General features: G+C 44.9%; 12 protein-coding genes. 1 reads left to right on the top strand and 11 read right to left on the bottom strand.

Annotation, left to right across the window (positions count from 1 at the left end; all coding sequences use genetic code 11):
* Positions 1-6 precede the first annotated feature (6 nt).
* Positions 7-1290 carry an L-cysteine desulfidase family protein gene (locus tag DWZ93_RS01610; RefSeq protein ID WP_118384236.1) on the bottom strand — a complete coding sequence of 428 codons (1284 nt, stop codon included), beginning with the start codon at positions 1288-1290 and terminating at the stop codon, positions 7-9.
* Between the two features lie 179 nt (positions 1291-1469).
* Here DWZ93_RS01610 and aroC point away from each other — a divergent pair, with 179 nt between their 5' ends.
* Complete coding sequence (aroC, locus tag DWZ93_RS01605; protein WP_118451810.1) at positions 1470-2576, top strand: chorismate synthase; 1107 nt, start codon at positions 1470-1472, stop codon at positions 2574-2576.
* A gap of 116 nt (positions 2577-2692) precedes the next feature.
* On the opposite strand, the gene DWZ93_RS01600 is transcribed toward aroC, so the two are convergent.
* The 10 genes from DWZ93_RS01600 to DWZ93_RS01555 all read right to left on the bottom strand — a co-directional run bounded on the left by DWZ93_RS01600 (position 2693) and on the right by DWZ93_RS01555 (position 13826).
* Positions 2693-4357, bottom strand: coding sequence for a nucleoside kinase (locus tag DWZ93_RS01600; RefSeq protein WP_118451809.1), 1665 nt, complete (start codon positions 4355-4357; stop codon positions 2693-2695).
* A gap of 20 nt (positions 4358-4377) precedes the next feature.
* Positions 4378-5166 carry a Nif3-like dinuclear metal center hexameric protein gene (locus tag DWZ93_RS01595; RefSeq protein ID WP_118451808.1) on the bottom strand — a complete coding sequence of 263 codons (789 nt, stop codon included), beginning with the start codon at positions 5164-5166 and terminating at the stop codon, positions 4378-4380.
* Between the two features lie 31 nt (positions 5167-5197).
* The gene (locus DWZ93_RS01590) at positions 5198-5893 is read right to left on the bottom strand and encodes a tRNA (adenine(22)-N(1))-methyltransferase (RefSeq protein ID WP_118451807.1); all 696 of its coding nucleotides are present in this window, start codon (positions 5891-5893) and stop codon (positions 5198-5200) included.
* A 13-nt stretch (positions 5894-5906) separates the two neighbouring features.
* On the bottom strand, positions 5907-7019 hold the full coding sequence (gene rpoD, locus DWZ93_RS01585) for an RNA polymerase sigma factor RpoD (RefSeq protein WP_118384232.1): 1113 nt from the start codon (positions 7017-7019) through the stop codon (positions 5907-5909).
* 39 nt (positions 7020-7058) lie between these two features.
* Positions 7059-8834, bottom strand: coding sequence for a DNA primase (dnaG, locus tag DWZ93_RS01580; RefSeq protein WP_118451806.1), 1776 nt, complete (start codon positions 8832-8834; stop codon positions 7059-7061).
* Between the two features lie 87 nt (positions 8835-8921).
* A complete protein-coding gene (locus DWZ93_RS01575) occupies positions 8922-9929 on the bottom strand; it encodes a deoxyguanosinetriphosphate triphosphohydrolase (protein ID WP_118451805.1) in 1008 nt (335 codons plus the stop codon).
* 474 nt (positions 9930-10403) lie between these two features.
* Positions 10404-10841, bottom strand: coding sequence for an RpiB/LacA/LacB family sugar-phosphate isomerase (locus tag DWZ93_RS01570; RefSeq protein ID WP_118384229.1), 438 nt, complete (start codon positions 10839-10841; stop codon positions 10404-10406).
* Positions 10842-10881: 40 nt separating this feature from the next.
* On the bottom strand, positions 10882-11676 hold the full coding sequence (locus tag DWZ93_RS01565; protein ID WP_118451804.1) for an HAD-IIA family hydrolase: 795 nt from the start codon (positions 11674-11676) through the stop codon (positions 10882-10884).
* A 10-nt stretch (positions 11677-11686) separates the two neighbouring features.
* Complete coding sequence (locus DWZ93_RS01560; RefSeq protein WP_118384228.1) at positions 11687-12865, bottom strand: sn-glycerol-1-phosphate dehydrogenase; 1179 nt, start codon at positions 12863-12865, stop codon at positions 11687-11689.
* A 1-nt stretch (position 12866) separates the two neighbouring features.
* Positions 12867-13826: a sugar-binding transcriptional regulator gene (locus tag DWZ93_RS01555; RefSeq protein ID WP_118451803.1), complete on the bottom strand. Its 960-nt coding sequence runs from the start codon at positions 13824-13826 to the stop codon at positions 12867-12869.
* Between the last annotated feature and the right edge of the window lie 270 nt (positions 13827-14096).

Below are 14096 nucleotides of genomic sequence, written 5' to 3'. Positions count from 1 at the left end.
CCATTTTTAGCATGGTTCTTCCGTCATAATACGAATGATTTCCCGGTTTGTTTCTTTCATTCCTTCTTTCCCCAGACGACCAATATTTTTCAATGTTGCTTCCACGCCTTTTGTGACCAGTCCGTCACCTCCATAGAATTGCTGTCCGTTTTTATACATATAATATCCAAGGATCCCTGCGTCCACAGAAGAAGCTATTTTGGCAGCGCACGACGCTTTTGCTCCATCACATACCATTCCAGATACGATTGCCACAGCATTTACTACCGTATGAATAATCTCTCTATATCCTCCGCCACACAAATACGCAATTCCTGCTCCCGCGCCTACACCAGCGCTGACAGCCCCACAATAAGCAGATAATCTTCCAATCGGTGTCTTCTGATGTATCGTAGTCAGATTCGCTAATACTAATGCACGATACATCTGCTCTTCACTTACCTTCAAGTCTCTTGCATATACAATAACCGGAACAGATGTTGTTATTCCCTGATTACCACTTCCAGAATTAATCACAACCGGTAATTCACATCCGTTCATTCTTGCATCGGAAGCTGCCGCTGCCATAGCCTTTGCACGAGTCTGCACATTATTTTCTCCCATGCCAAGCAATACTGAACCGATATTTGCACCATAATCACCACGGATTCCTTCTTCTGCAATCTCCATATTACAGACAATCTGTGGATGAATGATTGCTCTCACGTCTTCAATATCTACAGTCTGAGAAAAATCCCATATATCTTCCATAGATAATAATGACCGGTCCGTCAGTCCTTCTTCTGTCTCTTCATTAATCTCTTTCTGTTCCAGTATATTATGATCTTTCTCCACTAACACAACATTTGTATGATAATTCGCAATCCGGATCTTACTGTACGATGTCCCTTTATATGCCTTAATGATCAGATCAAATGTAATCCCACTGTTCAGTGGCTTTACCGTAATCGGCGTCTGTTCCAGATATCGTTTCATTTCCTGAATCTGTTCTTCTGACACCTCAGCAATTACTTCAAGTTCTTTTTCTGCACTCCCTGCAATAATACCTGCTGTCACAGCTGCCGGAATCCCCTTTAACTGCTGAGTATTAGGCACGATCACTGACTTCACATTTTTAATCAGACTTCCACTCGCTTCCACTTCGATTCGTTCTGGAATTGCTTCAAGAGTATCTCTTGCAATCGCCGCAGCATATGCAAGTGCAATCGGCTCCGTACATCCCATAGCCGGAATCAATTCCTCTCGAAGAATCTGGATAAACGCCTGGTATTTTGTATCTGTTTTCTTCATATTACCCTCCCTTTACTCCTGCACCAGCAGATAATTTTCTTTATTTTACCACATTTCTATTCATCCGCAACACTCCCGCACCCCTTTTCATTCTACTTTTCGTTCCACAAATTGCCTTTTTTATATTCCTGCGCTATAATAGCAGAAAACACGTTTTCATAAAGGAGATTACACACACTATGGCAGGTTCATCATATGGAACAATCTTTCGAATTACGACATGGGGAGAATCTCATGGTGCAGGCGTCGGCGTTGTGATCGACGGCTGTCCGGCAGATCTCCCCCTGTCAGAAGAAGATATTCAGAAATATTTAAACAGACGCAAACCGGGACAGAGTAAATTCACTACCCAGCGCAAAGAAAGTGATCAGGCGGAGATCTTATCCGGTGTCTTTGAAGGACACACTACCGGAACTCCAATCTCCATTCTGGTACGCAATCAGGATCAGAAATCCCGTGACTATAGTAATATCATGAACACTTACCGTCCGGGACATGCCGATTACACCTTCGATGCCAAATATGGCTTTCGTGATTACCGTGGCGGCGGACGTTCTTCTGGGCGCGAGACCATCGGTCGTGTAGCTGCCGGTGCTGTTGCATGTAAGATTCTGGAATCTCTTGGCATCCAGGTTATGGCTTACACCAAGTCCATCGGACCGGTCAGCATTCCGGAACAGGACTATGACTATAGTGTAATCACAGATAATAGGTTATATATGCCAAATAATCAGTACGCCGAAAAAGCTTCTGCTTATCTTGAGGAATGCATCCGATCACAGGATTCCTCCGGCGGTATCATCGAATGCCGGGTAGACCATATGCCAGCAGGAATCGGCGAGACAGTTTTTGAAAAGCTGGATGCCAACCTCGCCAAAGCTATGATGTCTATCGGTGCTGTCAAGGGCTTCGAGATCGGTGATGGCTTCCAGGCAGCCAAAGCTTCCGGGAGCCAGAATAACGATGCATTTTCTTCTAATTCAAATGGCATATATAAAGAAACCAATCATTCTGGTGGTGTGCTGGGCGGTATGAGCGATGGCAGTACAATTGTTCTCCGTGCAGCCATTAAGCCTACACCATCCATTTCACAACCACAGGATACCGTAGACAAGGATGGTAAGCCTCTGTCACTCACGATCCACGGACGCCACGACCCGGTCATCGTACCGCGTGCCGTAGTTGTCGTAGAATCCATGACCGCAATTACATTAGTTGATATGCTGTTCCAGAATATGACAGCAAGAATGGATAAGATCGCGGAATTTTATAGTAAGACTCGATAATTTGCTTAACTCATATGCAAAATAAAGGACAGTATGCAAACATACCTGCCAGCAGGCTTTATCCTTTGCAATCTGTCCTTTTTATAATGACATATACATTGGTATATTCTGTATTTTTACAACTGGAAGCATCCTCCGCCTACAAATTCCCTCAACAGCGAATTGGCCGGCACTCTTTCACTGCCAATTCCCACAAAATAATCCAGAAATTTCAGCAATCGCTTCACTTCCGGATATTCCGGGCAGTCATGCTCGATTCCAAACAGCAGAGGTTCTACATATTCTTTCAATACCGCCAGTTCATAGATCAGCGATGAGTTAAACATTACATCTGCTTCTTCCTGATATGGGAAAATATTATTCTCTTCACCCCGGCGTACTGACTGCCACATAGCGATCGTATTCTTCGCCGATGTGCCTCTGGTTCTGGCATCCCGTACGATCCGGCGAATCAGTCTGCCGTCAGTAGTCGGAATTCGATTATGCTCATCAATATTCAGCTGTGTCAACGCACTGATATAAATCTTGAATTTATTCTCATCCGGCAGTCCTGCCGTCATTTTGGGATTCAGACAGTGAATGCCTTCAATTACCAGCACATCATTTACCCCCATCTTCTTTGGCTTAGAGATGTATTCCTTGTGTCCTGTCTTAAAATTGAAGGTCGGAAGCACTACTTCTTCTCCATTCAGCAGACGGAGCATACAGTCATGGAACAGCTTGACATCTACCGTCTGAAGACTCTCAAAATCATACTTTCCATCCGCATCTATTGGTGTATCTTCTCGTTCTACAAAGAAATTATCTACAGAAATCGGATGCGGCACCATGCCATTTACCTTAAGCTGTACGGACAGACGATGGGAAAATGTTGTCTTACCGGAAGATGACGGTCCTGCGATCAGGATAAATTTAACCTTCGGATCGGCCGCAATCTGTGCCGCAATATCCGCAATCTTCTTTTCCTGTAACGCTTCCTGCACCAGGATCATTTCTCCCGGTCCATCTTTTACGATCACATCATTCAATGCACCAACCGTCTCAATATTCTGCATATCTCCCCAGTGTACAGATTCTTTCTGAACATGGAACAGCTTCTCGGCCGGGCGGAATGGACGCACCACTTTTGGTGCCTGTTTTGTCGGCATCTGAATAACAAATCCTGCCTCATATGGATACAATTCAAACCATTTTAGATATCCGGCACTCGGCACCATATATCCGTAAAAGTAATCTTCAAACTCATTGATACTATAAAGATTTACTTTTGATACTCTCCGATATGCAAACAGTCTCTCTTTATCTTCCATACCATATTGGCGGAACAATGCAACTGCATCATCGGTATCGACCGTCCGTTTGTTGATTGGAATATCCCGCCGGATCATTTCCTGCATCCGTACTTTAACTTTCTCTAAGAACTCAGTATTTACCACGGCGCCTTCCACTGTGCAGTACAGCCCATCACTGACTGAGAAATGTATCCTCACTTTCGTCTCAGGAGCGTGATCACACACATCATAGATTGCTTTTACCAGTAACAGATTCATACTGCGCTTATAAGTTGCATATCCAATCTGATCCCCTGTTGTGACAAATTGCATCTCGCAATCTGTCTTCAATGTTTTTCTCAATTCCTGAAGCTTCTTATTAACAAATACCAACACAATGTCATTTTCATAATCCTGCTGATGAGCTAACGCAATCTCTCGATACGTTGTACCTTTCTCGTACTGATATACCTTTTCACCAATCTGAACACTGACCATTTCCTGTGCCATATCCATCGCTCCTTTCTGCCTTATACGATCTGAAATGGATTACATACAGGTGCTTCCACTACATCGATCGTCTGACATTTCTCCCGGAGAAACGCTGCCACATCCGGTACAAATATTTTCTCAATCCCATAGTGACCACCATCTATGATCATAAGCCCCTGTGCAACCGCATCAATTCCGGTGTGATGGTCAATATCTCCTGTAATCAGTACATCTGCATGCGCCGCAAATGCTGTCGATACCATACTCTTGCCGGCTCCCGGAGAGATTGCCACACGACGGATCTCTGCAGACGGATCTCCGAATACTTTTACTGCTTCCAGTTCATATTTCGCTTTCACCAGTTCGCAACATTCCTGTAGACAGATCGGATCTTCCAAATCTGCTACACGGCCGATCCCCTGCGGGCTGCCATCTAACGGACTCTGACAGGTTACATCCAGTACTTCTGCATTTTTAAGTCCCAGTACTTCACCCGAAAGCTCTGCCATTCCCATCACATCATAATTGGTATGCATCGCATAATATGCTATATCATTCTGAATCAGGCGCAATACTCTTCTGCCGATAAAATCATCTTCTGTTATTCGTTTCATCCCAGAAAATATCATCGGATGATGCGTCACAAGCATATCTGCCTGTGCTTCGATTGCTTCCTCGATCACTTCATCCGTTGCATCCACTGCCACATAAATGTGATGTACTTCTTTTTTCCTTCTTCCCACAAGGAGTCCCACATTATCCCAGTCCATCGCACAGCTTCCAGGGTAACGTGCCTCCAATGTTTCTATAATTTCCTGACATAACATCTGTATCACCTCATTTTGCTGCTCTATTTCTCTATATTTCATAAGAAGCAATTGCATGCTCAATCCGTTCCAGTTCGTCTTGAAGCTCTTTCCGTCTGCTCTCTGCTCCTTTTCCAGTCTGATCTCCCAACCTATCAGCGATCCCCTTTTTTAAGCTATGTTCTCTCTGAAGAAACTGATATAATACTGGATTCTTTTTCTTCAGGAGTAAGCGCCCATAATACAACTCCTCCTGTGAATATGGCGCTTCTTCTCCATGCACCAGTTTCATCATCGGATAGTATTTGCCATCCTCTTCTACCATATCCTCTTCCACACTCCGGTAACCATACTGATTCAGATATTCTCTGACCTTGTGGATCTCTGATTGTGGCTGCAGGATAAATTCTTTCAAATCTGCTGTAATCTCCGGCGAATCCTCCAGAATTCTTATCACCAGACCGCCCCCCATTCCGGCTGCGATCATCGTGTCTGCTTCTCCCACCTGTAATGCCTGCAGTCCATCTGATTTTCTGGTAAATATCACATTTTCCAGTCTCTTTGACCGTATATGCCCTCTGGCTCTCTCCAGAGGACCTTCATTTACATCCATTGCGATCACCTTTGCTGCTCGTCCGGACTGGATCAGCCAAATTGGTACGTAGCCATGATCTGTTCCGATATCAGCAACAGAGGCGCCCTCTGTCACAAGACCGGCAACAGCTTTCAGTCTTTTTGATAGTTCCATAGGCGCCTCTTTCTTATTCAAGATAATCTCTCAGTTTTCTACTACGGCTCGGATGACGAAGCTTACGAAGTGCCTTCGCCTCAATCTGACGAATACGCTCTCTGGTAACGTCAAACTCCTTACCAACTTCTTCCAGAGTTCGTGCACGACCATCATTCATACCGAAACGAAGACGGAGTACCTTCTGTTCTCTCTCTGTCAGAGTATCCAACACTTCATCCAACTGCTCTTTCAGCAATGTCGCTGCTGCTGCCTCTGCCGGTACCGGAACATTGTCATCCTGAATAAAATCACCCAGGTGGCTGTCTTCCTCTTCACCGATCGGTGTCTCCAGAGACACCGGTTCCTGTGAAATCTTCAGAATCTCACGTACACGTTCTACCGGCATGTCCAACTCTTCTGCAATCTCTTCCGGGGTAGGTTCACGTCCTAATTCCTGAAGTAACTGTCTGGATACACGAATCAATTTGTTAATTGTCTCAACCATATGCACTGGAATACGAATCGTTCTTGCCTGATCCGCAATTGCTCTTGTAATGGCCTGACGAATCCACCATGTTGCATAAGTACTGAACTTGAATCCCTTCTGATAATCAAATTTTTCAACCGCCTTAATCAGTCCCAGGTTACCTTCCTGGATCAGATCCAGAAACAGCATACCTCGTCCCACATAACGCTTTGCAATGCTGACTACCAGACGAAGATTCGCCTCAGCCAGACGCTTCTTAGCTTCTTCATCGCCTTCTGCCATACGCTTTGCCAGCTCAACCTCTTCCTCCGCAGACAAAAGTGGTACTTTACCAATCTCTTTCAGATACATACGTACCGGATCTTCGATACTGATTCCATCCGGAACAGACAGGTCGATCTTTTCCATATCTACTTCGTCTTCATCTGACAATATAACTTCCATATCATCATCGTCATCTGTATCCGAATTGATTCGGAGCACATCAATCCCCTTCGCTTCCAGATATTCAAATACCTGCTCCATCTGTTCTGGGCTAAGCTCCATATCTGAGAAAAAGTCATTGATCTCCTGAATCTCAAGGACACTCTTTTTCTTTTTTCCAAGAGCTACCAGTTCTTTCAGCTTTTCCTCAAATTTTACAATGTTCTCTTCCATGTAATGTCCATCCTCTCACTGCTTGTTTATATTTTATCCTTAAATTATGGAAATATGCAGTCCCTTTGCATCCTGAAGTGCCCGCTTATCCTCCATCAGTTTCTGGAGTCCCGCAATGTCTGTCGGCTCCAGTCTCCTCGCCATCTCATCCAGACTGTTCTGCTTAACACGACGCACGGTCTCATTCAATGCTTTTTCCTGCTCTTCCCTAGTGGTTAATTCTCTAATCTTTGTATGGAACAATTCTGCCACTTTGCGGTGTTCCTCTTCATCTGAAAAATGATTCATGATCTGTGCCGGATTCACTAAGCCTTCATCCATCTGCTGATACAGAAGTTCTGCTACCGTCCGATAAAGTGGCTCGGTAAAATCATCTGACCGGATCACTCTCCGGATCTGCTGTAAGACATTCGCATCATCGATCATCCATGTCAGAAGGATTCTCTGCGACTTCAAAATACCATCGTCCGCCTCTTTTTCACGGTTTCTCGTGGTTCTCGGCTTCTCCACAGGCTTTGCAAGTCCTGTCTGTACTGCCGTCCGCACCACCAGCTTCCTTAACTCGTCCACATTAACCCGGTATGCCTTTGCAACTGCTTCTATATAATTACTGCGTTCGATCTCTTCATCGAATACCGCCAGTCTCTTCGCCGCCTCGTGCATAAATCCGGTCTTTCCTTCCGGTGTATTCAGATCATAATCCCGCTCCAGCATCTCCAGTCCAAACATAAATGCATTGCGTGCTTTCTGAATCCGTTCCTCAAATGCTTCCGTCCCCAGATTCTTGATAAATTCATCCGGATCCTTGTATGGATCCATGCGGATTACTTTTGCCGTAATCCCCACATTCCGCAAAATCGGCATTGCTCTCAGAGCTGCCTTTGTTCCTGCTTCATCACTGTCATAAGTCAGATATACTTCATTCACATACCGCTTGATCAGTGATGCATGTCCCGGCGTAAGTGCCGTTCCCAGTGATGCGACTGCATTGGTAAAGCCTGCCTGATGCAGGGCAATCACATCCATATAACCCTCACATAGTATGAAATACGGTTTTCTGGAACTTCTTGCCCGGTGAAGTCCATAGAGATTCCGACTCTTATCAAAAATCGGTGTCTCCGGTGAATTCAGATATTTAGGCTTACCATCTCCCATCACACGTCCGCCAAATCCAATCACTCGATTGTTGGCATCCATGATCGGAAACATAACACGATTCCAGAACTTGTCATACGGTCCGTGACGCTCGTCCATGGAAATGAGTCCTGCCTGCATCAGTACCTCATCCGTATAGCCCTTGGTTTTCAGATACCGATACAGATCGTCACTGTATTTGTTAGAATAGCCCAGTCCAAATGCCACAATCGTCTCGTCACTCAGTTCCCGCTTCTTCAGATATGTATATGCCGTTCTGCCCTGTTCTGTCTTAAGCTGCGCGTAAAAATACTTGGCCGCCAACTTATTGATCTCAAGTAATGTACTCTTCAGGTCAGCCCGTTCTCTGGCCTCCTTAGAATACTCGATCTCCGGCAGGTCTACTCCTGCCCGGTCTGCCAGTACCTTTACTGCTTCCGGAAATGAATAATTCTCATATTCCATCAGAAATGTAAATACATTTCCTCCGGCTCCACACCCGAAACAGTAGTACATCTGCTTCTGTCTGCTAACCGAAAAAGACGGGGACTTCTCATTATGAAATGGACATAGTCCAAAATAAGAACTTCCCTTTTTCTGAAGCTTCACATAGCCGGACAGCACATCCACGATATCATTCTTCTGTCGTACTTCCTCTATTAATTCTTCGGGATAATACATAAATCTGCTGCATCCTCTTTTCTAGTCTTTGGGAATACTCAAAATACTCCCTATTTATATAAATTCGACAGAACTTTCTGATTTCCTTTAATTTTTCCAACATTTCGGAATAAAATATTCTTCAAATGTATGAACTGCGTAGGAATCTGTCATACCTGCGATATAATCACACGCTATCTGTTCTCTTGACGCGGCGCCATTTTCCAGCATATTCAAAAACTGCTCCGGCATGAGTTCCGGTTTTTCCATATAAATATGATAAAGATTCGTAATCATATGCATCACCTTCGCCTCTTCTCCCTTTGCCACCGGATTCAGGTATACATGTTCAAACAGATACTGTCTCAGCCCACGCATGGCTTTCCACACCTCATCCGACATATGGATCTCCGGACGATCCATACTCTGCGTAATCACATCATGCACCATGCGATTCAGCCTGGCTTTGCTGGAATGTCCCAATATGTCGGTATATTCTGATGGCAGATCCTCCTCTTTTAAAATGCCGCCTCGTACAGCATCATCAATATCATGATTGATATAGGCAATCTTATCCGATAACTGCACCAGTTTCCCTTCCAATGTTGCCGGACGTCCGCTGGACTTGTGATTACGGATTCCATCCCTCACTTCCCAGGTGAGATTCAGCCCCTTCCCCTGTTTTTCCAACACTTCGACTACGCGTACACTCTGCTCATTGTGCTTGAACCCCAATTCACATACTTCATTCAAAGCCCGCTCTCCGGCATGTCCAAACGGTGTATGACCAAGATCGTGTCCAAGCGCAATCGCTTCTACCAGATCTTCATTCAGTCTGAGTGCCTTGGCAATCGTTCTTGCATTCTGTGACACCTCCAGCGTATGGGTAAGTCTCGTCCGATAATGATCTCCCATAGGCTGTAAAAACACCTGTGTCTTCTGCCTCAGCCTACGAAATGCCTTGCTGTGAAGGATCCGGTCACGATCCCGTTGAAACACCGGACGGATATCACATTCTTCTTCCTCACGTTCCCGTCCTCTTGACTCTCTGCTGAAACTCGCATAGGGACTTAATATCTCTATTTCACGCAATTCAAGCTGTTCACGAATCATCATACCGGTTACCTCCTCTCCGCACCTTGTGCTCCCGCAATCTACACTCGCTATTCGGATATCACACTGCTTCGCAGTGCTTTTATCCTCTTTCCTTTCTTACGATGCCTTGCAGATTGCTCCGCACTTCGTGCTCCCGTAATCTACACCCGCCATTCGGATATCGCACTGCTTCGCAGTGCTTTTATCCTCATATCGGGGCGGTTTCCAAGGTCATACAGACATGTGTGCAAGCACCCATCTGTATGACTTTGGAAACCTGGCATCTTATATATATCATATTACATATCTTTATGAAAAATGTCAAAAAAGAGTCAGAGACTTTAAAATCCCCGACTCTCCTATTTTCAAGAATGCCTCGGCATTCTTGCCGCGAGGTGCGCGTCATGCAATTGCATGACATACTTCTACTGCGCACCTCTGCAATCCTGCCGGAGGCTATATCAGCTGGGGAATTGACTCCCATCTGATATATTTTTACTGTTCGTTTTCAAAATCAACGATTCTCTGAACCTTGTCCACAGATCTGCAGTTTGGATCCCATTCTACAGACAGATACTCTTTTACCAGTTCTTTTGCAAGCTGGATTCCAATAACCTGTGATCCCATAGTGATAATATTGGCATGGTTAGAAAGCTCCGCACGCTGTGCCTGATACACATCATGAATACATGCTGCGTAAGCACCTTTTACTTTGTTAGCTGCAATTGATACTCCGATTCCGGTTCCGCATACTACGATACCTCTGTCGTATTTACCACCGGCAACTGCCTGTGCAACTTCAATAGCTGTGTTCGCATAAATCGGATCATCACTTCCGAAATCTGCCACTTCATGTCCCAGTCCTTTTACATAGTCCATTAACTGAAGTTTAAATTCTGTTGCGTTAGGGTCACATCCAAATGCGATTTTCATAAGTTTCGTCCTCCTTATATGTCTTTATCTTACTCTGGCATTATAAATATGTTTTCATTTCTTTCAGTGATTCGTAAATGCAGGTCGGTTCTACATCCGATTCTGCCACCGTCTGCATATCTGCCTCTCCGGTCAGTACCAGGAAGCCTTTCGCTCCATTATTAACACCGGTTGCCACATCTGTGTAAAGTCTGTCACCAACAAATGCCATCTCAGATGGCTGATATCCGGTAATCTCGGCTACCATATCGACCGTTTCTTTCCAAGGCTTGCCAAGGAATCTCGGCTTCACTCCGGTAGAATCTGTGATCAGACTGCACATTGCGCCACAATCCGGCATAAATCCATACTCGGTCGGGCAGTTTGTATCCATATGTGTTGCAATAAATGGCACACCATTTCTTACATAGTGACAAATTCTGTCCAGTTTGTGGTAAGTCAGTGTCGTATCAAAACTCTGTACAGCCACGTCCGGGTCTTCTTCCACTAACTGGATTCCCTTTTCTTTCCAGTTCTCTTCCAGAACCGGTGTACCATTCAGATACACTCTTGCTCCCGGATAATTTACTTTCAGGAACTCTGCACACACATCACCTGCTGTGATGACCTTGTTTTCATCCACATCCAATCCCATCTTATGAAGCTTCTCGACATATACGGATGGCACCTTAGATGCATTATTGGTAAAAAACACAAAGTCCATATCATCGGACGCTTCTACCTGACGGATAAAATCCAGCGATCCCTCGATCAGCTGATCTCCCAGATAGACGGTTCCATCCATATCCAGTACAAATAATTTCACACCTTTTAAGGCTTCTTCTTTACTCAGCATACTACACCTCTTAACCATAGATCTCTTCTGTAATCTTGTCTGCAATCTGTTCCAGTCTTCCCTTATCCTTTGCAAACTGCAGTACGGAATATCTTGGTCTGACCGTATATCCCTTCATCAGACTTTCGTGGAATAACTCTCTGCTGATGCCGATCTCCTTCGGGCTGATCGGTGCTCCTCCTTTGGCAAGCAATGCCTCAATCTCTTCATGAGGCGGACACAGTTCTCCGGTTCCTTCCGGAAGAATGTCTGCCAATTCTTCATAAAATCTTGCGATTACAGGAGTTGCCACACCAACCTGAATACCATGATGGTTCGGGTTCAAACCTCTCGCAATATAATCCATTTCCCAGAAGTGTGACAGCATATGCTCTGCTCCGGATGCCGGACGAGAAATATTAACCAGTGCCATTGCCACTCCCGTCAGTGTCAGTGCTTCCAGAAGTGCTCCAAGTGATTCTGCATCTCTGCTCTTTAAGCCTTCTGCTTTGTCAAAGCACTTATCTAACGCTCTTTTCACCAATGTCACACAGGTATCGCAACGGTAATCTCCATTTGCCTTTACAGACAGATCCCAGTCTGTGATTGCCGTAATCTTACCAACCACATCACCATAACCAGCCTGGATCAGATCCTGTGGTGCAGTCTGAAGAATGTCTGTATCTCCGATCAATCCATAAGTCAGATGTGCAACCGGGGAATACTTATATCCATGAGATACGATTGGTGCTCCGTCTGCCACGTATCCGTCCATAGATGGCGCTGTTGCCACAATAATATAAGGAAGTCCGGTACGGGATGTCACAAATTTGACCGAATCATTGATAACACCGGATCCTACTGCAATCATCAGCTTTGTATCCAGATCCTGCTCCTGCAGAATACGTCCAAGCGTCTTCTCATCCGGGATCAGAATATCGTCTCCGGTATCAAACATCAGCTCTTTGATGTTGAAACCATTGTCTTTCAGAAGCTGTACTGCCTTTCTTCCTGCCACTTCATATGTATGATTATCATACACTACCAGAATCTTGCCATCTTTAAATGGTTCCGCCATCTTTGGAAGATCCTCGATTGCTCCCTTGCGGATAGACATATCGTGGACACTGAAATTATGATGGCGTCCACAGGAACAGTCAAACTCTGTCTGCGGCATCTCATTGATCGTCATGTTCAGAATCTCATTCATCTTATTCTTCCTCCTCATCAGATAACAGTGCTCTGGCGCACTCCGTATCTGTTATTAACACATTGATATATTTTCCATTGATCGCACCCTGAATTGCCGACAACTTCTCTTTTCCTCCGGCAATACCAACGGAACAGGGCACTTTACATAGCCGGTGAATATCCATGCCGATCACAGCATTATCCGATGCATACGGCCCAGTATGGCCTTCGATATCATAGAACTGCATACACAACTCCCCGGCAGCCCTTCTCGACACTAGCGACTCTATCTCATTTTCCTTATAATAACCTGTCGCCTTGATCGCAGAATGTTCATTCGGATAACCGATTCCCACCAGTGCCACATCAATCCGGTTCATCAGCTTCACTGCATCCTGCACGCTCTCTTCCTTCATCAGCTCATCCCGCACCAGTGTACTGGATACTCTCGCCGGTGCGTGCAATGGGATAAATGTTCCATCTCCCAACCTTGACATCTTCTCCGCCAGACTGTTGGCATGAAGTTCCATCCGAAGTCTTCCCATGCCACCTACTAATGGCACGTAAGTTACCCGCTCTGCCGGAGCCTTCTGTAATGCCGATACCATGTGGTGAAGGGTAGATCCCATCGATACACCTACAATACTGTCATCCTTGATCGCATACTGCAAATATCTGGCTGCCGAACTTCCAAGCGCACTCTCCAGTGCATCTTTGTCATCACTGCCATCTACCACCAGTACTTGTCTAAGGCCGTACTTTTCTTCCAGTTTTTTCTCCAGTTCCCAGTAAGCTATGGTATCCAGATCCGGAATTTCAATGCGGACAAGTCCCTGTTCTCTTGCCGAATCCAAAAGCCTTGCAATCGTCGGTCTGGAAAGTCCCAGTTCCTGCCCGATCTCCTGTCTGCTAGCATTCTGATTATAATACAGATCACATACCTTGATCATCAGACGTGGATCATCTACTTTTTTTCTCATGTCTCCATCTCCTACAATCACATTATAGTAGCAGAATCATCATGTGTCAACATTATATTTTTACATTTTGAATTTTATATCAATATTTTACCGTTTCAAATCCATATTTATCAATTTTATTTTTTAGTTTGTAAAAGTGTTATGTAGGAGAACATTGTTTATACGGAAAAATCACTCATCCGGTACGTGGCACGCAAACTTGATTTCTGCATTGCGGCTTATGCACAAATCGTCGGAAGTGCCAAAAGGCACATTCCGAGATTGTATGCG

This window comes from Dorea sp. AF36-15AT (assembly GCF_003477705.1).
Lineage (GTDB): Bacteria > Bacillota > Clostridia > Lachnospirales > Lachnospiraceae > Claveliimonas > Claveliimonas ammoniilytica.
Note: the sequence above shows the minus strand (reverse complement) of the source record. Positions and strands in the feature narration are given on the sequence as shown.